Origin of the sequence: Pseudomonas sp. JUb42 (genome assembly GCF_024807945.1) — a bacterium.
Lineage (GTDB): Bacteria > Pseudomonadota > Gammaproteobacteria > Pseudomonadales > Pseudomonadaceae > Aquipseudomonas.
Map to the genome: position 1 here is coordinate 242,608 of NZ_JANUFD010000006.1, position 24,519 is coordinate 267,126.

Sequence of the window (24,519 nt, forward strand, 5' to 3'; positions counted from 1 at the left end):
AAAGCGGTATTTGAGGCAACACAATTGCGTCGAATGTACCGGCCTCTTCGCGAATGAATTCGCTCCCACGGGGTTATGTCCACTCAGCGATCGTCGTCGTGAACCGAAGACGGATGTCGGCACAGCGCCGTGACGTCCATCTCCATATAGGGGTAAAGCGGCAGCTGCATCAAGGTGTCGTGCAGTGCCTGGTTATCCGCCACATCGAAAATACTGACATTGGCGTACAACCCGGCAATGCGCCAGAGGTGGCGCCAGACGCCGTCACGTTGCAGGCGCTGAGCCAGTTCCTTTTCATCGGCCTTGAGCCGGTTGGCCTGTTCGACGGGCATGTCGGGAGGCAGTTTGACGGTCATGCGGACTTGAAAGAGCATCGCGTGGTGTCCTTTTTATTGGAGAAATCAGCGGCGGGCAAAGCGCGCCAGGCGTTCATCGTCCAGCTCCAGGCCAAGGCCCGGGGTGCGCGGCACCAGCAGTTGGAAATCGCGGTAGACCGGTGGCTCGACCAGAATGTCTTCGGTGAGCAGCAACGGGCCGAACAACTCGGTGTGCCATTCCAGTTTGTCGAGGGTGGCGAAAGCGTGGGCCGAGGCCAGGGTGCCGATGCTGCCTTCGAGCATGGTGCCGCCATACAGGCCGATACCTGCCGCCTCGGCGATCGCCGCTGTGCGCAACACGGCCTTGGGGCCGCCAGTCTTGGCGATCTTCAGGGCAAAAATCGACGCCGCGCCCATTTGCGCCAGGGCAAAGCTGTCAGGCACCGACTCGATGGCTTCGTCGGCCATCAACGGAATCGGGCTGTGGGCACTGAGACGCACCATGCCCGCACGGTCGTAGCGGGATAGCGGTTGCTCGACCAGCTCGACCCCGGCGTCGGCCAACAGGTAGCAGGCGCGAATTGCAACCGCTTCGCTCCAGGCCTGATTGATATCCACCCGCACGCTGGCGCGGTCGCCCAGGGCGCGTTTGATCGCGGCAACGTGGGCAATATCCCGGACCGGCTCCCCGGCGCCGATCTTCAGCTTGAAATGCCGATGGCGACGCAGGTCGAGCATGCGCTCGGCCTCTTCAATATCCTTGCCGGTGTCACCGCTGGCCAGGGTCCAGGCCACTTCGACACCGTCGCGCACCCGGCCGCCCAACACTTCGGCCACCGGCAGGCCCAGGCGCTTGCCCTGGGCATCGAGCAAGGCGGTTTCCACGGCGCTGCGGGCGAAGGTATTGCCACGGATACCGCGATCGACGCGCTGCATGGCGGCATTGAGGTTGGTGGCATCCTGGCCGATCAGCAGCGGCGCAAACCACTTGTCGAGGTTGACCTTGATGCTTTCCGGACTTTCCCCGGCATAGGCCAGGCCGCCGATGGTGGTGGCTTCGCCGACGCCGATGATGCCGTCGCTGCTGTAGATACGCAGGATCACCAAGGTCTGACCGTGCATGGTATGCATCGCCAGCTTATGCGGGCGGATGGTGGGCAAGTCAACAATCTGGGTATCGAAGCGTTCGATGGTAATGGCGGTCATGGGACGTTCCGGCTGTGTTGTGTTTGTTCTTGGCCACAGATTGACGCTGCACCGGCACAGCGTCCAATATTGAATAGGTCTGGTTTGATACCCTGGAGGTATCGTGGAGCTTCGTCATTTACGCTACTTCCGGGTGCTGGCCCAGACCCTCAACTTCACCCGCGCCGCCGAACAGTTGAATATCGCCCAGCCGCCCTTGAGCCGGCAGATCCAGCAACTCGAGGATGAACTGGGGGTGGCCTTGCTTGAGCGCTCCCGGCCGTTACGCCTGACCGAGGCCGGGCGCTTCTTTCATGAGCACTCCAGCCAGTTGCTCGAACAGCTGGCGCGGATCAGTGACGATACCCGGCGGGTAGCCGCAGGCCAGAAACGCTGGCTGGGTATCGGTTTCGCCCCGTCGACCCTGTACGGCGCCCTGCCCGACCTGATCCGCCGCCTGCGCAGCCTGGGGGATATCGAACTGGGCCTGTCGGAGCTGATCACCTTGCAGCAACTCGAAGCCCTGAAGAGCGGGCGCATCGATATCGGCTTTGGCCGCATCCTGTTCGACGATCCGGCCATTACCCAACAAGTCCTCCGGGAAGACCCGCTGGTCGCCGCCCTGCCCGCTGGCCACCCGCTGCTGGCGGAGCCGGCGACGCTGGAACAGTTGGCCGCCGAGCCTTTTGTGTTGTATCCGGGCAGCCCGCGCCCCAGTTACGCTGACCATGTACTGGGCATATTTGCCGCCCAGGGCCTGCATATCCACGTTGCCCAAACCGTCAACGAACTGCAGACCGCCATCGGTCTGGTCGCCGCAGGGATCGGCATCACTCTGGTGCCGGCCTCGGTACAACGCCTGCATCGCGACGATATCGGCTACACCGCGTTGCTCGACAGCAGTGCTACGTCGCCGATAGTGGTCAGTTATCGCGCTGGGGATGTCTCGCCGGTCTTGCAGCAATGCCTGGGCCTGCTGGGTCATCGCTGAGGGCATTACCGCCCAAAAAGTCCGAAGTGTTGGGACAGTCGGCCCGTTTATCCGCCGGGATGAATCGCGTCTACTGGCCGGGAACAAAAGCCCCCGGACGCCGCCAGTGCAACAGCGCGCCACGGCGCAGGGCTTTCACCCGCTTGAATACCGAGGCTCTCATGTCCACATTGCATTCTTCCGTCAAAGTAGGCCCTTACACCTTCGCCCACCGCGTCGTCCTCGCACCCCTGACCCGCATGCGCGCCGAGCCCGGCGCCAAGCCCGGCCCGTTGATGGCTGAGTACTATGCCCAACGCGCATCCGAAGGCGGTTTGCTGATTGGTGAAGCGACCATCGCCGCCGCAAATGGCAACGGTTACCTGGGCGCTCCCGGGCTGTTCGAAGACAGCCAGATCGCCGGCTGGAAACGGGTCACCGACGCCGTGCACGCCAAGGGCGCGAAGATTTTCCTGCAGCTGTATCACGCCGGTCGCCAGTCCAATATCGATGTACAACCGGCTGGCAGCATCCCGGTCGGGCCTTCGGAAATTCTCCACGGCGGCGTGGCCTACACCACTGAAGGCTGGGTGCCGAACACACCCAACCGAGCCCTACAAATCGACGAAATCAAGGCACTGGTTGAAAGCTTCCGCACAGCAGCAGAGCGCGGTATCAAGGCCGGTTTCGATGGCGTGGAACTGCACGGTGCCAATGGTTATCTGGTTGATCAGTTTCTGCAGGACAACAGCAACAAGCGCACCGACAGTTACGGCGGTTCCATCGAGAACCGCACGCGCTTTTTGCTGGAAGTCACGCAGGCACTGATTTCGGTATGGGGCAGCGACCGCGTCGGTGTGCGAGTCGGTCCGAGCGGCACCTGGGGCGATATGGGCGACAGCAATCCAGAAGTTCTGTTCTCTTATGTCGCGCAGCAACTGGCGCCGTTAAACCTGGCCTACCTGCATTTGATCGAGCCGCGGATCCTCGGCAATATCGAAGATGAGAATGCCAACCCGGCCCCGATCGCCGCACAGCTGATGCGCAAGCACTACAAAGGCACCATCATTGCCGCTGGCGGCTTCAATGGCGAAAGTGCCGAGGCGATCCTGCAAGCCGGTGACGCTGACCTGGTCGCCTTCGGCCGCCACTTCATCGCCAACCCTGATCTGCCGGAGCGCCTGCGCCAGAATCTGCCATTGAACGCCTACGACCGTCCGACCTTCTTCGGTGGAACCGAGGTCGGCTATACCGACTACGCGTTCCACGCAGTAGCCGCAACGGCCTGATTCAGCCCAGCCACATGGACAGTTCCACGTCCTCGGCAAAGGGAATCGATAGGAACCCGCTGCCTGGCGCCCTTACCAGCGCCAGGTACTCTGGGCTGTAATCAGCGTTGTCAGCAATGATCAGCGCGCCGGGGCACAGGTGCTTTTGCACCAGGGCCAGTACTTCCATGTACAGCGACTTGGCGCCGTCCAGCAATACCAGGTCGATGCCGTCGGGCAGATCCACCGCCAGGGTCTGCAAGGCGTCTCCCTCGCGAATCTCCACCAGATCCTGCAACCCGCCCGCCGCCAGGTTCTGCCGAGCGCGTTGGGCTTTATCCGCTTCAAACTCACTGCCGATCAAATGACCGCCGCCGTTATCACGCAGGGCTGCGGCCAGGTGCAAAGTGGAAATCCCGAAAGACGTGCCAAACTCGACAATGCTCCTGGCCTTGCTGCTGCGCGCCAGCATATACAGCAGCGCACCGGTTTCCCGGGACACCGGCAGGGCAAAATCCTTGAGATGGGAATACAGCTGTTGGTACTCGGTTTTGCTGTGCATCAAGCGATTCAACTCGCCTTCGGGCAAGTCGCGAAAGGCGGCACTGTTCACCGGTGAAGTGGCTTCTGACTCGGTAAACAGGCGATTGAGCAAGGCAGTTATAGAGGTCAAGGTATTCATGCAATTCTCCGTTCAGATGCACTAATGTGAACACCGGATTAGAATGCGACGAATCCCTCACATTTAATATTCGCGTTTCCAGGGCCGCCATGACCGATCGCCAGAACCCCAGGATTTCCCAGCGTAAGCAGCCGAAACAAGCCCGTTCGACCGAGCTGATCGGCATCATTCTGCAGGCTGCTACTCAGGTTTTGGCCAAGGATGGCGCACAGCTGTTCACCACCGCTCGGGTTGCCGAACGGGCTGGCGTCAGCATTGGTTCGCTGTACCAGTATTTCCCGAACAAGGCAGCGATTCTGTTTCGCTTGCAGAACGATGAGTGGCGCCAGACCACGGACTTGCTCAGCAGCATTCTCGAGGACCGCCAGAAGCCGCCCCTTGAACGCCTGCGCCTGCTGATCCACGCCTTCGTACACTCCGAGTGCGAAGAAGCGCAAATGCGTACGGCCCTCAGCGACGCCGCCCCACTCTATCGCCATGCCCCTGAAGTTCAGGAAGTCAGGGCGGAGGGTGCGCAAAGAATCTTCGCATTTATCCGTGAAGCCGTGCCGAACGCGAGCGAGGCCAGACAGCTGTTGGCGGCCGACCTGGTCAATCTGACCATGAGCACCGTGGGCAAGCGCTTCTCCGAACAGCCACGCAGCACTGCCGAAATTGATGAATATGCCGGGGCCATGGCGGATATGTTGTGTGCGTATCTGCGGGAGATTGAAGCCAGCACAGCCTTTTGATTTTGTGCGCGATCCTGCGCTGTCGTAGAGCAAAACCCGTGGGAGCGAATTCATTCGCGAATGCACTTTTTAGGCGCTATATATCGAATGTACCGGCCTCTTCGCGAATGAATTCGCTCCCACAAAACTCCTCCCTGCCAAGGGTTTGCTAATCGACAGCGTGGCGCGTTAGCGGCGGGACGGCGCCCACTGAACTCCGATATTCAGTGAGTACTGTTTTGTTGGTAATCGCGAATCGCATCAATCCACACTCAACCCCCACAACACCTCCAGCACATGCCGGGTCGTGCGTTCTATCTCACCGCTACGATGGGCAATGCCCAGTTCGCGCCAGAGCGGCGGGTTCAGCGGGCGCATGGCGATGCGGCTGTCGGGCAATGGCGTCAAGGTTTCGTGGGGCAGCAGGGTTGCGCCGTACCCGGCGGCCACCAGGCTTTTGATCGCGTCGTTGTAGTTGAGTTGAATGCGTGCGACCGGTTGCGGGCCGTCGCTGGCGAACCACTCGGCGGTCAGGCGCGAGAGGCGCGTGCTGTTGTCATTGAGAATCAGCGGTTGCGCGGCCAGCCAGGTCGGGCTGATCAGTGCCGGGCTCTGCCAACGCGCAGGCAGGAAGGCCATGACCGGGTCGCGTCGCCATGCTTTGAGCTGCAAACCCTTGACCGGCGGCTGCGGCAAGGCGACCAGGCCGATATCGAGGCTGCCGTCCGCCAGTTTCTGCAAAGTCTGCTGCGAGGTCAGTACGGCGACCTGCACGTCGATATCCGGATGATCCTGCTCCAACACCTCGAGCGCATGGGGGATCAACTGAGCGATGACGCCGGTGGATGCACCAACCCGCACCCGACCGGCCAACCCCAACACCTGGCGCTGCACATCTTCCAGCGCCTGCTCGGCATCGGCCAACAAGCGCCGTGCCCGTTCGACCAACGTTTGGCCAATGACCGACGGCTGCACCTGGCCACGGGTGCGGGACAGCAGCGTGGCGCCGACACGCGCTTCCAGATCGGCGATATGCAGGCTCACGGTCGGCGGCGCCAGGTTCAAGACCCGCGCCGCTTCGGCGAAGGAACCCAGGTCGGCAATCGCCACCAACGTGCGCAGGCGGTCGAGACTGATTTCACGCATACAAACCTCTAACGTTCAGAAAATATGAATCTTACCGTTATCAAATTCAACTTTCCCTATGTTACGCCTGCGCCGAAGATAAGCGCTGTTGATTTCTGCCTGTGAGCGCATCCATGACCATTGCATCTGTATTTATCGACGGCGACCAAGGCACCACCGGGTTGCAGATTCACCAACGCCTGCACCAGCGCAAGGATCTGCGCCTGGTGACCCTGCCAGCCGAGCAGCGCAAGGATGCCCAACGCCGCGCCGAGGCGATCAACAACTGTGATATCGCCATTCTGTGCCTGCCCGACGAGGCGGCAAAACAGGCGGTAGCCAGTATCGAAAACCCTGAGGTACGAGTGATAGACGCCAGTTCGGCGCACCGGACTCACGCCGAGTGGACCTACGGTTTCGCCCAGATCAGCGCGCAACAGAAACAGGCGATCATCCATGCGAAGCGCGTCAGTAATCCCGGCTGCTACCCGACCGGCGCCATTGGGCTGCTGCACCCGTTGCTGCAGGCAGGTTTGTTACCCGCGGACTATCCGGTCAGCATTCACGCGGTGTCGGGCTACTCCGGCAAGGGCCGCGCAGGAGTCGATGAATATGAAGGCGCAGACGCAGCCCAGGCCCCGGCCTTCCAACTGTATGGACTGGGCCTGGCGCACAAGCATGTGCCGGAGATCCAGCAATACAGTGGTCTTAGTGAGCGGCCGCTGTTCTCGCCGGCTTATGGTGCATTTCGCCAGGGCATCGTGCTGACCGTTCCCCTGCAACTGCGCTTGCTGGCACCGGGTACCAATGCCGCCCAGGTGCATGCCTGCCTGAGCCAGCATTATGCCGAAGCTGATTGCGTGGAAGTCATGTCGCTGCAGGATGCCAAGGCCATGGCGGTGCTTGATCCTCAGGCGCTTAACGGCACCGACAACCTGCGCCTGATGGTCTTCGAAAACCACGGTCAGGTCTTGCTGGCGGCGGTATTCGACAACCTCGGTAAGGGCGCGGCCGGTGCGGCAGTGCAGAATCTGGATCTGCTGTTGCAGCGCTAATCACGGTGCCGCCGTGATCATGCCGATGTTAAGGTGGCCCGATTGTTTACAGCCACTGACTGAGGGACATCATGCACGGTTTGACCATCGGCATTATCGGCGGCACGGGATGGCTGGGACGCTCCATTGCCACGGCACTGGTGCAGACGGAGTGGCTCGACCCCGCAGCACTGATCCTTTCCAGTCGCTCCGGCAGCCTCAGTGAACCGGGGATTCTGTCCGGGGTGCGTATCACCGCCGATAATCAGGATCTGGTCCGGCAAAGCGACATGGTGATCCTCTCGGTACGACCTGAAGACCTGGCCGCCGTGCGCATCGATATGCAGGACCGATTGCTGATATCCCTGGTGGCGGGCGTGTGCATGAGCGACCTGCAAAACCATGTCGGCAGCCAGCGGGTGATCCGTGCCATGCCCAATGCGGCCCTGGAAACTCGCCAGTCCTATACCCCGTGGCTGGCGAGTGAGCGGGTCCAAGCCGCTGATAAAGCCCTGGTTCAACAACTGTTCGAAACCTGTGGCCAGGCCGATGAAGTGCATAGCGAACGGGAGCTGGACTACCTCACCGGCCTCACCGGTACGGGCCCGTCCTACCCTGCTCTGCTGGCCAAGGCCATGTACAACTGCGCCATTGCGCAGGGCATTGCCGAACCCATTGCCCGGCGGGCCGTGGCGGCGGTGGTGGTACAGGCCAGTCAGCTGATCACACCGCAGCGGGATTTCGAGGCGTTGTTACAGACGCTGTTGGACTACAAAGGCGTCAGTGCAGCGGGGATCAATGGCATGCTCGCTGGTGGGCTTGAGGCCAGTGTGAAAAGCGGGCTGGATGCGGCGATGGGGGTGGCGCAGTCGAGTCTTTGGGACGGGCCCGACCGTAACAAATGATGAGCGGCTCTTATCAGACAACGCAAAACCTACTGAATCATCGAAACTCTGTGGGGAAAATTGTGGGAGCGAATTCATTCGCGAATGCAATATTTCAGGAGCTGCATATAACTCGAATGTACCGGCCTCTTCGCGAATGAATTCGCTCCCACAGGATGTGCGCCCAGCCCCCATCGATTGTTTGCTGAACGACAGCGCCGCGTCGAAGGACGGGGCAGGATAGTCAATTCAGGCTATTGAGGCGGCCTGATTCAACCGTTCGATAAAGTGTTCCCAAACCTGCGGGTTGATCAGGTGCGGCGGCCGCTCTCCCCTTAGCATCGCCTGAATCTGTAACGCCGATGAGCGCGCCACATTACGTCGTCCGCCATGGCTGACCCCGGCGGTATGGTAGGTGGCGATCACCTGTTCCAACCGCAGCAAGGGTGACTCATGGGGCGGCGGCTCGACTTCCCAGACATCCAGCCCGGCGCCGGCCAGATGGCCCCGACTCAGCGCATCGAACAGCGCCGCTTCATCGTGGATGCCACCTCGCGCGGTGGACAGAAAAATCGCCCCGCGCCTCATCGCCGCGAACTGCTCGGCACCCATCAGGTGACGGGTCGAGGCCGTGAGCGGGCAATGCAGGGAGACGAAGTCCGCAGCCCCCAGCAATTGCTCAAGGGATGCCGGCTCCGCACCCCGATTTCGAACAGTCTCGGCATCCAGGTACGGATCGTAAGCCAGCACCCGCATGCCAAAACCATTGGCGACCCGCGCGGTGCGCTCTCCAATCACTCCCAGGCCGATGATGCCGAGGGTACTGCCGTGAATTTCTTCGCCCATCAAGTCTTCCCGGGCAAAGCCCCGGTCCGTACGCAGACGACGGTTGGATTCGATCAGGCGTTTGCTCAGGGCCAGTAACAGGCCGAAGGTATGTTCGGCCACCGAGTTGGCGTTGGCTCCGGCCTGATTGACCACGGCAATACCGGCGCGGGTGCAGGCCTCGACGTCCACGGTGTCGTAGCCCGCCCCGCCCGACGATACGCAGAGCAACTGCGGGCATTGTTCAATCAACGCCTGGTTGGCGAACCACTGGCTCGGCAGCTCATCCTTGGCGGCGGTGATGTGGTAGGCGTTGGTGCGGCGCAGCCCGGACCAGACCCCGGCTTCATCGGCCCGGATCAGGCGCTGCAAGGCCAGTTCCGGAGTGGCTTCAATCAGTTCGTCGAAGATGGGGTTGATCCACAGGTCCAGACGACTGATCACGGCATTGTGCAAAAGCGTAGACATAAGGTGTCCTTGATATTCAAGCGTTGCTGGCGACGTGGGGGCCATTCGGCACAAGGGGTTGCTGGGTCACGGCGCTGGCCTTGGGCCGCGGCTCGATCATGGTCAGCAGCACGACAAAAGTCAGCAGCGAGCAGACGCCAAGGAAGGTGAAGACCATGTTCCAGTCGTAGTTATCGAGCAGCACGCCGACCACGAAAGGCGCGAAGGCACCACCCAGGGAGCCACCGGTATTAATGATCGACGCAGCGAACGGCACCTTGTCCTTGGTTGCCAGGCCCATGGGATAGACGAGAAAGGTCGAGTAACCGATGTTGAGCAGGATCCCGGCGACCAGAAACACCCCGGCCAACAGGATCGGATCATCCGGCGAATTGAGCAGAACGAACATGGTCACGACCGTGGCCAACGAGGTAATCAGCATCACCGGCTTGCGGCGCTTGTCGAAGACCTTGTCCGAGAGCCAGCCACCGAGCAGGTTGCCGATGATCGCGCCGACCCAAGGGGCAGCGGCGACGGCGCCCATTTTCATCACCGAATAGTGTTTGACCGAGACCAGATAAGTGGGCACCCAGGTCATGATGGCGTAGGTGATGCCGACCATCAGGAAATAGCCCAGGGCGCAGGCCCAGATATTCCATGAGCGCAGGATGCTGGCGTTGTCGTGCAGCAGGTCGATGTCACGGGTACGGATAAAGCGATCCAGCCAGCTACGGCGTGGGGCCAACGCAGTCGGCGCCTTGACTGGCGCGTCGGACTCGTCGATATAGCGGGCTTCCTCCGGGGTGCAATACGGGCTTTTCGACGGATCATCCTTGACCAGCCACCACCACAGCACCGCCACCAGCAGGCCAGGAAAGGCGAAGATATAGAACACTTCGCGCCAGCCGTACAGGTGCACGATCCATGCACACAGCGGCGGCACGAAGGCCGGAGCAAACTTGATCGAGGACATGAAGATCCCCGTGGCCAGGCCCTTTTCCCGCGCCGGGAACCAGCGGTTGATGATCGACACGATGCCGATGTTGATCGGGCCTTCGGCGGCACCGAGCAAGGCGCGGGCAAACTTGAGCTGCAAGACGTTGCTGGTCATGCCGATCAGCAGTGTGGCGATGGAGGTCAGCACCAGGGACGCCGTCAGCAGATTGCGAATACCCCAGCGACTGAACAGATAACCGGCGGGGATCTGCACCACCGCATAGGTGAGGTAGAACAGGCTGGCCAGGGCACCGATATCGGTGTTGCTCAGGGCGTATTCCTGCTTGATGAAAGGCACCACCACACCGATATTGGCGCGGTCCGCGCCGGCAATCATGTAGGCGAGGAAGAACAGCCCGGCGACAATCCAGCGAAAGCCGCCTTTCTTGGAAAGGGTCTTGATCATGACGATACCGATATTATTTGATTTGTGTCGGTTGGCGAACGGGGTCAGCGCTGATCGCTAATCCAGCAGGCCCTTGGCGGCCAGGGCCTTGTCGATCCAGCTTTGCTGCAGCGCACCCGTGGCGATTTCCGCCATCACCCGCTGTTCATGCTCGGCGTGGAGCCCGGCCTTGTGCAAGACCTCTTCGGCCTGATCCATGGGGAACGCCACCAGGCCATCTTCGTCGCCGACGAGAATATCCCCTGGCGAAACCAGCATGCCGCCGATGCTCACGGGTACATTAACCTCCCCCGGGCCCTCTTTGTAAGGACCGCAATGCACCACGCTGCGGGCATAGCAGGGAACGTGCTCGAAACTGGCGACATCTCGGATGGCGCCATCCACCACAAAGCCTACACAACCGCGCTGCAAGGCATAGAGCTTGATCAGCTCGCCGATCACCGCATTATTGGCGTCGCCCTGAGCGTCGATGACCAATACGTGGCCGGGCTGCAACAGCATCATCGCTTTGTAGATATACAGATTGTCGCCGGGCCGGGTCTTGACCGTCAGCGCCGTGCCCACCAGTTTGCCGGTGCGGTTATAGCGGGTCAGGCCACGGGCACCGATATGGCGGCCAAGGTTGTCGCTGATATGGGGGGTGACAACGTGATCGAAGGCGCGGATCACCTCATTGTTCAGAGGTGGAACGGCGGGATTGACGCGAAATCCTGGGAAGCTCATGGCGGCACCCTTTGTTGTTGGAGAGTGCCTTGGATCTTATGCAGTCGTCGCAAATACTTTTAGCGATATTAACGACTGACTAACCATCGCTTTTTTTCCATAAGCAGTTTCAAGCAGCCTTAGCGCGCAATCAGCAAACGAGTGAAATCACACAGCTCCTGAGCCATCCGCGCGATGTCCGCACTGACCCCCGCCCAACGATCACCGCGGTATTGGGTTATGTAAGGACTGTCCGGCAATGCCGGTTCGCTGTTCAGCTCGCACAGGCTGCCCTGCTCCAGCAAATGCGCCAGGCAGTCCTTGGGCAGGTAGGCAATGCCAAGACCGGAAATGGCCAGGCCGACCTGCGCCAGCAGATTGTTGACGTTGATGGTTCGCTCGAAGCTCACGCCCTGGGTGGCGAACCAACGCTGGTAATGCAGCCCCGCGCCGGAAGAACCGCCCTGGGTCAGCAGCACCTGCCCGCACAGGGCTTGCAGCGACCAGACTTGCTGGTTATCCAGCAGCCGTGGTGAACACATCCAGGTATTGCGCACGCTGGGCAGCTCAAGGCTGACAAAACGGGCATCGGCATATACAGCCGGGACCACGATCAGGTCGAGCTGATCCTGCTCCAGTTGGCGAAACAATCCGGAACCCACGTCCACCGAAGGCTCAAGCTCCAGCTTGGGGTACACGGCATTGACCCGTTCGACCAGGGCCGGCAGCCAGGTCATGGCCGTCAGCTCGGTGACGCCAAGACGAAAGCGCCCGACCAGGGCCGACTTGTCACTGACCTCCAGCAGCATCTGGTCACGCCTGTTCAACAGGTCGGTGGCGTGATCCAGCAGCAAGGCGCCCCGTGGCGTAAGACGCGAGTTACGCCGGACACGGTCGAAGATCGGCTCGCTGAAGGTTTCTTCCAGTTCACCAATACGCTTGGAAATCGCCGACTGCGACATATTCAGCTTGGCCGCCGCCGCTTCGAAGCTGCCCAGGCGCGCGATCCAGTACAGCGCTTCCAGCTGTTTGAACGTGACCATCAGCGGTTTTCCAGCAGGACCGAAGCGTCAAGACTGGTCGGATAAGACACGCCGAGCAAGCCCAGGTCCCGTTTCAATTCATCGCAGATCAGCTTGATGGCGTGGGCCACACCGGCCTGCCCGGCCACCGTCGCCGCATAGTTGAATGGCCTGCCGACAAAGGCCGCCTTGGCGCCGAGGGCCATGGCCTTCATCACATCGGTGCCGCGACGGATACCGCTGTCGATCATCACCACGGTATCCGGCACCGCCTCGACAATCCGTGGCAACACCTGCAACGGTGCGACGCTGCCATCGAGCTGGCGGCCGCCATGGTTGGACACGATGATGCCATCGATACCCATAGCCCGCGCCTTGATCGCATCCCGCGGATTGAGGATACCCTTGAGAATCATCGGCCCCTGCCAACGCTTGCGAATGGCCGCTACATGCTTCCAATTCAGATGGCCGCGATCGGAAAAATCGCGCAGCACGCTCTTGGACATGATCGGCGCGCCGCGCGTGGCGTAGTTGTTTTCAAAGTGCGGCATACCGTGTTTGAGAATGGTCTTGAGGAAAATCCCCAACAGCCAGCGCGGGTGGGTCACGCCTTGATAGGCCAGGCTCAGGCTCGGCCGCAGAGGCGTAGAAAATCCGGCGCGGACATTGTTCTCGCGATTGGCTGCGACCGGGGTATCCACTGTCACTACCAGGGTCTGCACGCCGGCGGCAGCGACCCGGTCGATCAGCGCGTCGATCTGCTGTTGATCCCCCGGCAGATACGCCTGGAACCACATATGTGGCGCGGCCTCGACCACCTCTTCCAGACGAATCAATGAGGATCCGCTCATGATGAAGGGCACTTGTTTCTCAGCGGCGGCGCTGGCGAGGATCAGATCACCGCGATAGCTGGTCAGGGCAGAAATCCCCATGGGCGCCAGGCCAATGGGCGCCGAGTAGGTCTGGCCGAACAGGGTCGTGGTCATATCGACCTTGGACACGTCCACCAGCACATTGGGAATAAAGCCGAATTGCTCAAACGAACGGCGATTGGCGCTGACGGAAATCCCGTCCTCCACGGCACCGGATACATAGGCGTACAGCGGGCCGGGCAAACGCTTCTTCGCCACGGCCTCGAAGTCATGCAGCGACAGGTATTTTTGCAGCGATTCAGGCATGGGGCGCTCACTGGATTGTTGTTGTGGCCGGGCGACCTATCAGCCTAGAGCCTTCGGCGAGGGGGTTAAAGGAAAAAATGCTGTTTTGCTCCCAGGCTTCAGATGAATCCGTTGGAGCGTGGCTTGCCCGCGAAGAGGCTAATAAAGGCGACATCTCATGAGCGCCTACACAATCGATTTTGCTGGCGATCGAGTGCGCAGCACTCGCAATAGCATCGGCGATGGACCTGGCCCCCCCCCCTTAATCAATGCCCCCTCGTGGGACCGAATTCATTCGCGAAAGCGGTAGTCAAGGTGATACACATGAGTCGGATGTATCGGCCTCTTCGCGAATGAATTCGCTCCCACCAGCCTTGCTGATCCCCGCCATATCGATATTCAATATTGTTATTTAAATAAAAATACTTATACCTATATCGTCTACCGGAAAGCGGAATTCAATCTCACGCATCCGGAGCCGATCATGCCTAAAACCATCCCCCGATTTTCCCGCCTGACCACCGCGCTGGGCCTCACCACCTCGCTGCTGACCGGTACCCTGGCCATGCCAAGTGCAGCCCAGGCTGAAGGGCAACTGCGCATCGCCGAACAGTTCGGCATTGTCTATCTGCTGCTCAATGTGGTGCGCGATCAGCAGTTGATCGAGAAACATGGCAAGCAGGACGGTGTCGAGATCAAGGTTGACTGGACACAGCTCTCGGGCGGTTCTGCGGTCAATGATGCGCTGCTGGCCGGGTCGGTGGATATTGCCGGGGCCGGGGTTGGCCCGTTGCTGACCATCTGGGACCGCACCCATGGCAAGCAGAACGTCAAGGCGGTCGCCTCCCTGGGCAACTTCCCCTACTACCTGGTGAGCAATAACCCCAAGGTCAAGACCATCGCTGACTTTACCGAGAAGGACCGCATTGCCGTGCCGGCCGTGGGCGTTTCCGTGCAGTCGCGTTACCTGCAATATGCCTCGGCCAAGCTCTGGGGTGATGCCGACTATGCGCGCCTGGACAAATACACCGTCAACCTGCCCCACCCGGATGCCGCTGGCAGCATCATCGCCGGTGGCACCGAGCTGACCGGACATTTCTCCAACCCGCCGTTCCAGGAGCAGGAGATCCAGGCCCCCGGCGTGCATGTGGTGCTCAATACCTACGACTTGCTGGGCCCGAACTCGCCCACCGTGCTGTTTGCCACGGAGAAATTCCGCACCGACAATCCCAAGACATATCGGGCCTTTATCGATGCGCTGGCTGAAGCCGAAGACTTTATCCGCAAGGACAAGGGTGCCGCAGCCGATACTTACATCCGTGTGACCAAGGCCAAGATCGACCGTACGACCCTACTGAAGATCATCGACAACCCGGATTTCGACTTCACCATCACGCCGAAAAACACTTACCCACTGGCCGAGTTCATGTATCGGGTCGGCGCGATCAAGAACAAGCCGGCGTCATGGCAGGATTACTTCTTCAAGGATGGCAAACCATTACAAGGCAGTTGACTGCCAGAGAGTAAGGCAAAGTGCCACCTATCATTTGATCAGTGGCGCTTTATTCAAGTTCCAACGGCGACAGTCACTACACCTCGCAAGTTCAATCCACTATTTGTTCCTGTAACCGGCAGCACACTTTCAAACTTCGACTGCTGTCCATAATATTACACTGCCCCCCTTCTCTGATCGATCAAACAGACCTATCATTCTCCCGCACCCTGCACGTTCTGCCACCTCGGCAGGACGCATCACTGAAGCGTTTCACCCAATACCTCCCAACACTTCCGATTAACACCCAAGCTAGAATTGACCCTCCACTTCAGGGAAAGTTTCATACACTTCCCACTTGATAAAAAGTTGTAAAAAATCAAAAAAACCGTTTTGCAGCGTTCTTTTTTATTTGCTAATAATCCGTCCCGTTACCGGTAACAGGGACTTTGCATTGCACATTGAAGTGGCAGTCGAACTTTTGTTTCGCTAAATGCACCTAACCATAACTACCTGCTAGTGACTTGAATCCATTTTGGCTCAAGGACACTGCTGTGCAGCGCATGCAAATGCGCGGGAGGATTCAATGGCTCGTGCACAATCCAGACTGAAAGTTCTTTCGATTTTCGGCACCCGGCCGGAAGCCATCAAGATGGCACCGCTGGTCAAGGCTCTTGAAGCAGAACCTGGCATCGACTCGCGCATCTGCGTTACCGGCCAGCATCAGAGCATGCTGCAACAGGTACTGCAGACCTTCGATCTCAAGGCCGATTACGTCCTTGAAGTCATGACCCCTGGGCAAACCCTCAATACCCTGACGGCGGCGCTGTATTCGGCCATCGACCCGGTGCTCGAAGAAATGCAGCCCGATCGTGTGCTGGTCCATGGCGATACGACAACTGCGATGGTCGCGGCGATGTCCGCTTTCCATCGGCGTATCCCCATCGGTCATATCGAAGCGGGTCTGCGTACCGGTGATATCCATCAGCCGTGGCCGGAAGAGATGAACCGGCGCAGTATCGATCTGATTGCCGATCACCTGTTTACCCCTACCGCCCAGGCCCGGCGCAATGTGTTGGGTGAGCGCCTGCAAGGCAAGTCTTTCGTCACTGGCAATACCGTGATCGATGCCTTGCAGATGACTGCCCGCCGTATCGAGCAGAACCGCCAGTTGCGTGCCGCGCTGGACCGCCAGTTCAGCTTCCTGCTGCCCGAGCGCAGAATGCTGTTGGTCACCGGCCATCGTCGGGAAAACTTCGGCGATGGTTTCCAGGACATCTGCCAGGCGCTGCGTACCCTGTCCCAACGCGATGACATTCAGATCGTCTATCCGGTGCATTTGAATCCCAATGTTCAGGGGCCGGTCAACGAGCATCTGGGCGGGCTGCCCAATGTGCATTTGATCGAGCCACTGGATTACCTGTCGTTCGTGCGCCTGATGCAGCGTGCCCATGTGGTCCTCACCGACTCCGGTGGCGTGCAGGAAGAAGCACCATCTCTGGGCAAGCCGGTGCTGGTGATGCGTGATGTCACCGAGCGCCCCGAGGCTGTTGAGGCCGGCACAGTGCGCCTGGTCGGTACGCACCCCGAGTCCATCGTTCAGGGTGTGAGCATGCTGTTTGACGATGCATTGCTCTGGCGCAGTGCTTCGCAATCGAGCAATCCCTATGGCGACGGTCAGGCCTGCGGGCGGATTGTCGATGTGCTGATGGGCCGTGCGGTGGATGAGTTTGTCGCCACCCCGACGGCGCGGCGCAGCGAGGCCACCGAGGCGCTGCATCAGTCGATGCCCTTGCGCTCGGTGCGGGTGCATTAGCGAGCACATTTGATCGCAGGAGCGAGGCTTACCCGCGAAAAAGGTCGGTATATCAGGACCATTGTCGTGATCTGAACCATTGCCTTCGCGGGCAAGCCTCGCTCCTGCCAGCCCCTGCGCCAACAACTTCCGTTTTAGCCGAGATCTGCCTGAATGAAGTATTCCGTTACCGTGAACACGGCCGCGTGGAACGCGCTCGCCTGCACCATGGGTCTGCTGGCCCTTGCTCCGACTTTTGCCCTGGCTGCCGAAACCCCGCTGAGCCAGGCGATCAGCCGCATGAGCGCCGACACCCGGCAACAAAGGGTCATAGAACTCAAGGATCTGGGCATTGACCGGCCAATCATTCTTAATGCCAGTGATGCTCGCCGCGAGCTGTACCTGCCGGTGCCGGCCGATGTACCGCTGACCGACGCCAGCCTGAATTTCGAGGGCAGTTATCTCAACGGTCAGGCCGGCCAGAACACCCTGTTGCTGTCCCTGGACGGCTACCCGGTGCGGGCCATGGGCCTCAACGACGGCGAAGGCAATGCCAGCTTCGCCATCGGCGTCGACAAATCTGCGCGAGACAGCGGCTCGGTACGCCTGGGCATTGCCTGGTCGTCGGTGGTGGCGCGGGTCTACTGTGAGGACGACCGCGCTATCGGCAATGTGCTGCGCATCGACCCGCACACGCGCCTGAGCTACAGCTACGACGCCGATCAGTTGCACGACGTCGGCGCGGCCTGGAACGCCCTGCCCGGCAAGCCCGGTATTCTGGTGGCGCCAGGAACCCTCGGCACCGCCAGTTATGACGCCGCCTGGCGTCTGGGTGTGGCTCTGGAACGCATCGGCAAACAGGCACGGATTGTTGCGTTTCCGTCGCTGCAGGACAGCATCGACCTGAGCGGACTGCGCGTGCCCGACGAACTGAAATCCATCCCGGCCTTCGCCAGCCTCAACGGCAAGGGCCTGCTGACCCTGAACGACCCGGCGCAGATCGGCGCCTTATTGATGCTCGGCCAGTTGCCTGCGCTGAACGCCGATCTGGCGGTCAGCGACCCGCAGTTGCTCAAGGCGGTCAGCGATGCGCTGGATGCCCTGAGCACTCAAGTGCAGCGCCTTGACCCCACTGCGGCTGACGCCCTGGGCCGCTGGCGTGAGAGTCACGTCAATGCCGCACTGAGCAACACTGGCGGCGACAACGTGCGCCTGGCGATGCTCGGCGCTCACCCGCTGCTGATGATCAAGCCCGAGGCCACGACCCAGGCCATTGATCTGTTCGGTTCCGCCTGGAACAAACTGGCGCGCAATCGCCAGCTGACGTTGGGCGAAGAGTCAGTCGGCGAACTGAGCAAAGACGATCGCGTCGCCCTCAGCCGCCTGGGCGGCAAGCCCGGTGCCGTGGATGTGCTGGCCAAGACCGACTGGAGCACATCATTCCCCTTGGGCAGCGTCGCCTATGACGGCCGCGTGCCGGTCAAGGCGGTCATCGACGTCAGCGCTTCGCCGGGAGTGGCCGGTACGCCGCCGGTGGCCACGCTGTTCTTCAACGACTATCTGATCGGCGCCAGCCAGCTGCAGGCCGACGGCCAGAAGCAACGCATCGAAGCGCGCATTCCACGCTACGCCCTGGCCGCGCAAAACACTCTGCGTGTGTCGTTCCAGCGCCAGCCGGTCAGCGACCAGTGCCGGGAGACGCCACAGCCATTCCCGGTCTCGGTCCTGCCCACCAGCCATGTCGTCCTCGACAAGACCGCTCAGGGCGACGACTTTTCCGGCATCGCTGCGCGCTTCGCCGTGGCCAGCCAGTTGCTGGTGCCCCAGAGCTATCTCGCGCACCCGGTCAGCAGCTTGCCGCAAGTGATCCGCATCGCCAGCGCCGGGGGTGTCTCGCCGTTGCGCGCGCAACTGACGGTGAGTGCTGACGGCCAGGCTGCCGTCAGCCCGGACAAGGCTTTCCTGGCCTTCGAACTGCCGGTCAAGGGCAGCGATGAGGCTGTGCAAGTCGACACCAGCGGTCATCTGTTGATTCATCAGCAAAAGCAGACCCTGCTCGACCTCAAGAGCCTCAATCACCTGGCCGCCCTGCAAGTGGTCGAGTCCGGCGGCCAGCATGGCCTGAGCTACCGCACCCTTGGCGGGCAGCCCCCGGACTTTGCCCGGCCGGTACTGCTTGAGCGGGGCAACGTCAGCATCCTCGGCGACAGTGGCGCCCTGAGCACCTTCGACAGCAAGGATCCGAACGGCAGCCAGTTGATCGATGACGACGAAGACAAAGGCCTCGATGCCTGGCGCAAACCGTCGTGGCTGTGGCTGATTCCTGGCGGCGTGATCGTCGTTCTCCTGCTGATTGCCGCTGGCCGTGCTGCCCGCCGCAAGCGCCAGTAACGGGGCCTGACCATGACGTCGCTCTATTGGCCTTACTGGCTGGCCCACTACTACAGCGCCCTGGAAATCGCCACGGTGATCGTTGGCGCGATCATCCTGGTATCGAGCCTGGACGACCTGGTCATCGACCTGTGGTACTGGTCCAGGCGCCTGTACCGCAAGTTCACCGCCGAGCGCCAGTTCCGCCCGCTCACCGTGGAACAGCTGCTCGCCCGGGACCAGCAGCCCCTGGCGATCATGCTGCCGGCCTGGCTGGAGTACGACGTCATCGCGCCGATGATCGAGAACATGGTCTCGACCCTGGATTACCAGCAGTACGTGGTCTTTGTCGGCACCTATATCAACGATCAACGCACCATCGACGAAGTCGAGCGCATGCGTCGCCGCTACAAGCAACTGCACCGGGTCGAAGTGCCCCACGCCGGGCCGACCTGCAAGGCCGACTGCCTGAACTGGGTGATCCAGGCGATCTTCCTGCATGAACAGACCCACGGCATCAGTTTTGCCGGTGTCGTGCTGCATGACAGCGAAGACGTGCTGCACCCGCTGGAACTGCGTTTGTTCAACTATCTGCTGCCACGCAAGGACATGATCCAGCTGCCGGTGGTGTCGCTGGAACGCAACTGGTACGAATGGGTCGCAGGGACCTACATGGACGAGTTCGCCGAATGGCACGGCAAGGATCTGGTGGTCCGGGAAAGCATGACCGACAGCGTGCCCTCGGCCGGGGTCGGCACTTGCTTCTCCCGACGCGCCCTGCAAGTGCTGGCCGACGAAACCCAGAACCAGCCGTTCAATACCGACAGCCTCACCGAAGACTACGACGTCGGTGCGCGGCTGTATCGCTACGGCATGAGTTCGATCTTCGTGCGCTTCCCGGTGCAGTACCGGGTGCTGCGCAAGTCCTGGTTCCGTCCGCAGTATGAATCGAACCTGGAAATGCCCCTGTGCGTACGCGAATTCTTTCCCGATACCTTCCGCACCGCCTTCCGCCAGAAGGCCCGCTGGACCCTGGGCATAGGCCTGCAGGGCTGGGAACAGGTGGGCTGGACCGGGTCGTTTGCCAACCGCTACTTGTTGTTTCGTGATCGCAAAGGGGTGGTGACGTCTTTTGTCAGCATCATTGCCTATCTGATTCTCGTGCAATTGCTCGCGCTCATCGTGCTACGCAGCAGCGGATTGTGGAACACCAGTTTCCCCACACCTTTCGACAGCAACGGGCTGATCAGTTACTTGCTGTTGGCCAACGGGATTGCCCTGTTGTGGCGCATTGCTCACCGGTATTACTTCACCACAGTGCTCTACGGCTGGCAGCACGGCCTGCTATCGATTCCACGCATGGTGGTGGGCAACTTCGTCAACTTCATGGCCGCCGCCCGGGCCTGGCGCATGTTTCTGGTAGGCAAACTGCTCAACCGCAAACTGGTCTGGGACAAAACCATGCACGACTTCCCCTCCACCGATCTGGTGGCCCAGGCGCCGCGCAAACTGGGCGGCGTGCTGCTGTCCTGGCAGGCGATCAACGACGAAAACCTGCAAAGCGCCCTGGTCGAACAACAGACCCGACAGATGCCCCTGGGACAGATTCTGCTCAGCCATGGCTGGCTCGACGACGAAACCCTCGCTGAAGCCATCGCCTTCCAGAGCGACCTGCCCCGGGTCTTCGATCTGGCCAGCAAGATGCAGCTGTCAGCGCGATTGGATGATGAGTACTGCCTGCGCTGGCGCGCTGTGCCCTTGGCCGACACCAGCGAAGGCCGCCCGCAGATCGCCGTGGCCAGCCCGTTGCCCGAAGATGGTCTGGCACAGATCAGCGAGCAACTGGGGGCCGAACCGGTGCAGTTGATCGCCCGGGAAAGCGAAATCCTCGCCCAGTTGCGTCGCCTCGACACCGTTGCCGGTCAGCCATTGCCGACCACTACGCCACTGCTCGGCGATTTGTTGATCGAACAAGGCCTGCTGGACCGCAAGACCTTCAACCGCGCCATTCGCCATTACCGCCCGCAGCTGCACGGGCGGATCGGCGACTACCTGGTCGATACCGGCGTGCTGTCCCGCGCCACCATCGAACAGGCCGTAGCCGGGCAGCACCGCCATTCCTCTACCACGCCTCAGGAGCCCTCCCTATGAAGCTCCCCATGCTGTCCCTGACCGCCGGCCTTGGCCTGTTGCCGCTGCTGGCCCAGGCACAAGTCCTGCCGCTGCCCCTTAGCGGCCCGGCCTACGCCATCGCCAATCAGGCGTATGAAGCCTACAACCACAAGGACTATGACCTGGCGATTGCCAAGGCCAGGGAAGCCCTGCGTCAGCGTGATGACGTGCAGGACCTGCGCAAGTTGATCCTGCTGGCCGAGCGCGACAAGGATCGCCGCGACCATCCGGAACGTTATCCCGGTGCCCACCCCAAGCCCGGTTATCTGGACGGCAACCGCTCGTTGAAAGCCTACGCCAGCGGCAATTACGACCAGGCCGCGCAGTTCGCCCGCAAGGCCATCGCACAGGCACCGCATAACGCCGATTACCACATGATGCTGATCGAAGCCTTGCAGCGTCAGCAGCACCTCGACGAAGCCCAGGTGGCGATCAATGAAGCCGTTCAGGAACTCGGCCCGTCGCCGCAACTGAACCACCGCCTGCAAGCGATCCATGAGCAGATGGCGGTCAATAACGCCGCCGAGGGTTATGCCGCCCTCGCCCGTGGCGACAACGACAGCGCCGTGAGCTTTGCCCGGGACGTGGTGCGCCGCTTCCCCGCAGAAGTCGCCTATCGGCGCCTGCTGGTCAGTGCCTTGATCGCCCAGGGGCAATATTCGGCGGCCCGTTCGGCCGCCACCGAAGCCCTGGCCCTCAAGGGCAACGACGCAGTATTGCTGGCCCAGCGCGGGCAGATGCGCCAACGCCTCGGCGATCAGGATGGCGCCCGCCAGGACTACGCCCAGGCCCTGGCGGTGGGCAACCTGCCCCTGCGCGAGCAAGCGTCGCTGTATGCCGCCCTTGGTCAGCCGCAAGAAGCCCTGCTGCGCCTGCAGAAAGCCCGAACCAATGGCGAGCTGAAAACTGGTGATGAAGTGCAGATTGCCTACTTCCTCGCTCAGGCCGGGGATGATCGCAGGGCCCTGCGTGAGTTCAAGCGTCTGGACCGGCAGAACCAGCTCAAGCCCAAGGAAGTCCAGGACGCCGCCTACAGCGCCATGCGCGCGGGCGACGATGCCCAGGCCATCGCCTATTTCAAGCGGGTCATCGACTATCAGCAGACCGGCGACCTGCACATGCCGGATCAACAGGTGTTCGACACCCGCCGCGCGGTGTCCGACCTGTCCCGGGAATGGGGCGTGACCAACACCACCACTTATCGCGGGGCCAGCAGTACCAACGGCCTCAGCGGTGCGCCGAGCAGCAGCAATGACAGCCTGCAGAACAGCACCGAAGTATCGTGGCGCCCGGCGGGCTACAACAATGCGCGCTTCGTTGAGCTGTACGGCCGGGTCACCGATACGCTGTGGAACAAGGAAAGCGGCAACGACAAGGGCCTCGATGCCCTGCAAGGCGCGGTGGGTGTGCGCCTCAAGCCATTCAGCGAATACAACGTCATGACCGCCTTCGAGCGCACCTTCCCTCTGGCCGGCTCCAACGCCAAGGGCGATTGGCTGCTGCGCCTGGGCTACGGCTCGAGCATCGGCACCGATCTGCGCGTAGATGTGCCGAGTTGGTGGACCTCCAACCTGTATGTCGAGGGCGGGCGTTATCTCAAGGACAAGCGCAACTACTTCAACAGTGAATGGCAACTGGGTCGCAGCATCCGCATGGACCGCATCAGCCCGCGCCTGGTGCTGTTCCCCCATGTGGTGCTGGCCGCCGACTATGATTCGCAGATGCACAGCAGCACCGATGCCTTTGGCCGCAACAAGACTTCATCCGGCAATGCCGGTGGTGCGGGCGTGGGCATCGGCGTGCGCTACTGGTTCCGCGAGACCCAGCACAAGGCGCCGCAGTCCTATGTCGACTTCTCGGTGCAGTACCGGGCCAAGGTGTACGGCGATGACCAGGCCGAAGGCGTGTTTGCCCGGCTGACCTACTCATGGTGAGCCTGCCGGGCAAATCCCGACTGGCGCAGACCGGGCTCGCAGCCCTGCTGGTCGGAGCGCTGGCGATCGCCGCCGACATTTTCCTGCCGTCAGCGCCCGCCCCGGCGCTGGTGGGTATTGTCTGGCAGCCGGATAACCAGACCGTGGGCATACGCGGCGACTGGCAAAAGCTTGGTGTGCACGACCTGTTGGTGCAATGGACGGCGGTGGATGGCCAATCCTTCGTGCCCGGCGCAGGCCTGCCCGAAGTGCCAGTGCTGCCTGACTGGTCGCGCATCGGCAAAGAGCCTTGGGCACAGAACGTGATTCTTGGCCTGGCCGGATTCTTCAGCGAAAACCGCTCCAGGGACAATATCGAAGAACTGGCGGTGTTGTCCGAACGCATGGCCAAGGTCAAGACGCCGCTCAATGTCACCGGCTGGTACTTTCCGGCTGAGGTCGACCCGAGCTGGAGTCGCGCCAAGGAGCTGCCTGCCCTGCTGGCCAAACTGCCCCGGCCGCTGTGGATCAGCGTCTACGACGGCGGCAATATTGGCCCCGCCGCCACTGCCGACTGGCTCAAGAGCTGGTTGCCGGATGATATCGGCGTGTTCTTCCAGGACGGCGTTGGCGTCTACACCCGCACCGCCCCGGTGGCCCGGCAATATGCCGATGCCCTGCGGGAAAGGTTGGGGCCCAATCGCGTCAAGGTCATTGTCGAAGCATTCCGGCCCAAGGTTGGCGGTGGTTTTCGCTCAGCCACGGTGGCCGAGCTAAAGCCGCAGATCGCGGCCTATGGCGGTTATCCGCTGTACCTGTTCGACGGGCCGCATTACCTGACGCCGAAGTTGGTGCAGGGGCTGCTCAAATAAGCGCGTCTGACGCCAACGGTTCAGGTCGTGCTCATCAAATTGCCGGCAATAAAAAACCCGCCGAAGCGGGTCGTATTATCAAATCCATCCCAACATCCTGTCGGTAGCCATCCAGGCAATGGTAGACCGTCCTTGATCTGTGAAGCACTCCTGCGCTTCAACTGATGGATCCAAT

20 protein-coding genes are annotated in these 24,519 nt (G+C 61.1%); 11 read left to right on the forward strand and 9 right to left on the reverse strand.

The window, feature by feature from the left end:
• Nucleotides 1–83: 83 nt before the first annotated feature.
• Complete coding sequence (gene catC, locus M2401_RS14140; RefSeq protein WP_259103707.1) at nt 84–374, reverse strand: muconolactone Delta-isomerase; 291 nt, start codon at nt 372–374, stop codon at nt 84–86.
• Between the two features lie 27 nt (nt 375–401).
• On the reverse strand, nt 402–1,523 hold the full coding sequence (locus M2401_RS14145) for a muconate cycloisomerase family protein (protein WP_259103709.1): 1,122 nt from the start codon (nt 1,521–1,523) through the stop codon (nt 402–404).
• Between the two features lie 103 nt (nt 1,524–1,626).
• Between M2401_RS14145 and M2401_RS14150 the strand changes: the two genes are divergently transcribed.
• Nucleotides 1,627–2,493, forward strand: a complete 867-nt coding sequence (locus M2401_RS14150) for a LysR family transcriptional regulator (RefSeq protein WP_259103711.1) — start codon at nt 1,627–1,629, stop codon at nt 2,491–2,493.
• A 161-nt stretch (nt 2,494–2,654) separates the two neighbouring features.
• Nucleotides 2,655–3,761 (forward strand): alkene reductase, encoded by a 1,107-nt coding sequence (locus M2401_RS14155; RefSeq protein ID WP_259103712.1) that lies wholly within the window; start codon nt 2,655–2,657, stop codon nt 3,759–3,761.
• Nucleotide 3,762: 1 nt separating this feature from the next.
• Here the strand turns inward: M2401_RS14155 and M2401_RS14160 are convergent, their stop codons facing one another.
• Nucleotides 3,763–4,422 (reverse strand): O-methyltransferase, encoded by a 660-nt coding sequence (locus M2401_RS14160; RefSeq protein WP_259103713.1) that lies wholly within the window; start codon nt 4,420–4,422, stop codon nt 3,763–3,765.
• A gap of 89 nt (nt 4,423–4,511) precedes the next feature.
• On the opposite strand from M2401_RS14160, the gene M2401_RS14165 reads away from it, so the two are divergent.
• Nucleotides 4,512–5,153: a TetR family transcriptional regulator gene (locus M2401_RS14165; protein WP_259103720.1), complete on the forward strand. Its 642-nt coding sequence runs from the start codon at nt 4,512–4,514 to the stop codon at nt 5,151–5,153.
• Between the two features lie 240 nt (nt 5,154–5,393).
• On the opposite strand, the gene M2401_RS14170 is transcribed toward M2401_RS14165, so the two are convergent.
• Nucleotides 5,394–6,278 carry a LysR family transcriptional regulator gene (locus M2401_RS14170; protein WP_259103722.1) on the reverse strand — a complete coding sequence of 295 codons (885 nt, stop codon included), beginning with the start codon at nt 6,276–6,278 and terminating at the stop codon, nt 5,394–5,396.
• Nucleotides 6,279–6,391: 113 nt separating this feature from the next.
• On the opposite strand from M2401_RS14170, the gene argC reads away from it, so the two are divergent.
• Nucleotides 6,392–7,312, forward strand: a complete 921-nt coding sequence (gene argC, locus M2401_RS14175) for an N-acetyl-gamma-glutamyl-phosphate reductase (protein ID WP_259103724.1) — start codon at nt 6,392–6,394, stop codon at nt 7,310–7,312.
• Nucleotides 7,313–7,383: 71 nt separating this feature from the next.
• Nucleotides 7,384–8,196: a pyrroline-5-carboxylate reductase gene (locus tag M2401_RS14180; protein ID WP_259103726.1), complete on the forward strand. Its 813-nt coding sequence runs from the start codon at nt 7,384–7,386 to the stop codon at nt 8,194–8,196.
• 228 nt (nt 8,197–8,424) lie between these two features.
• On the opposite strand, the gene M2401_RS14185 is transcribed toward M2401_RS14180, so the two are convergent.
• The 5 genes from M2401_RS14185 to M2401_RS14205 form a co-directional block, all read right to left on the reverse strand.
• Nucleotides 8,425–9,468: a hydroxyacid dehydrogenase gene (locus M2401_RS14185; protein ID WP_259103731.1), complete on the reverse strand. Its 1,044-nt coding sequence runs from the start codon at nt 9,466–9,468 to the stop codon at nt 8,425–8,427.
• A gap of 16 nt (nt 9,469–9,484) precedes the next feature.
• Nucleotides 9,485–10,849: an MFS transporter gene (locus M2401_RS14190; protein WP_259103732.1), complete on the reverse strand. Its 1,365-nt coding sequence runs from the start codon at nt 10,847–10,849 to the stop codon at nt 9,485–9,487.
• A gap of 57 nt (nt 10,850–10,906) precedes the next feature.
• Nucleotides 10,907–11,572 (reverse strand): RraA family protein, encoded by a 666-nt coding sequence (locus M2401_RS14195; RefSeq protein ID WP_259103733.1) that lies wholly within the window; start codon nt 11,570–11,572, stop codon nt 10,907–10,909.
• 119 nt (nt 11,573–11,691) lie between these two features.
• A complete protein-coding gene (locus tag M2401_RS14200) occupies nt 11,692–12,594 on the reverse strand; it encodes a LysR family transcriptional regulator (protein ID WP_259103734.1) in 903 nt (300 codons plus the stop codon).
• A complete protein-coding gene (locus M2401_RS14205; protein ID WP_259103735.1) occupies nt 12,594–13,751 on the reverse strand; it encodes an alpha-hydroxy acid oxidase in 1,158 nt (385 codons plus the stop codon). Before M2401_RS14205 ends, M2401_RS14200 begins: the two co-directional genes overlap by 1 nt.
• A 463-nt stretch (nt 13,752–14,214) precedes the next feature.
• On the opposite strand from M2401_RS14205, the gene M2401_RS14210 reads away from it, so the two are divergent.
• The 6 genes from M2401_RS14210 (at nt 14,215) to M2401_RS14235 (ending at nt 24,344) form a co-directional block, all read left to right on the forward strand.
• A complete protein-coding gene (locus M2401_RS14210; protein ID WP_259103737.1) occupies nt 14,215–15,243 on the forward strand; it encodes an ABC transporter substrate-binding protein in 1,029 nt (342 codons plus the stop codon).
• Nucleotides 15,244–15,808: 565 nt separating this feature from the next.
• Nucleotides 15,809–17,038 (forward strand): non-hydrolyzing UDP-N-acetylglucosamine 2-epimerase, encoded by a 1,230-nt coding sequence (wecB, locus tag M2401_RS14215; RefSeq protein WP_259103739.1) that lies wholly within the window; start codon nt 15,809–15,811, stop codon nt 17,036–17,038.
• Between the two features lie 153 nt (nt 17,039–17,191).
• Complete coding sequence (locus M2401_RS14220) at nt 17,192–19,408, forward strand: cellulose biosynthesis cyclic di-GMP-binding regulatory protein BcsB (protein ID WP_259103741.1); 2,217 nt, start codon at nt 17,192–17,194, stop codon at nt 19,406–19,408.
• 12 nt (nt 19,409–19,420) lie between these two features.
• Complete coding sequence (locus tag M2401_RS14225; RefSeq protein WP_259103743.1) at nt 19,421–21,538, forward strand: glycosyl transferase family protein; 2,118 nt, start codon at nt 19,421–19,423, stop codon at nt 21,536–21,538.
• Nucleotides 21,535–23,493, forward strand: coding sequence for a bacteriophage N4 adsorption protein A (locus M2401_RS14230; protein WP_259103745.1), 1,959 nt, complete (start codon nt 21,535–21,537; stop codon nt 23,491–23,493). The genes M2401_RS14225 and M2401_RS14230 overlap by 4 nt, the downstream gene beginning before the upstream one ends.
• On the forward strand, nt 23,487–24,344 hold the full coding sequence (locus M2401_RS14235) for a hypothetical protein (RefSeq protein ID WP_259103748.1): 858 nt from the start codon (nt 23,487–23,489) through the stop codon (nt 24,342–24,344). Before M2401_RS14230 ends, M2401_RS14235 begins: the two co-directional genes overlap by 7 nt.
• The last annotated feature ends 175 nt before the right edge of the window (nt 24,345–24,519 follow it).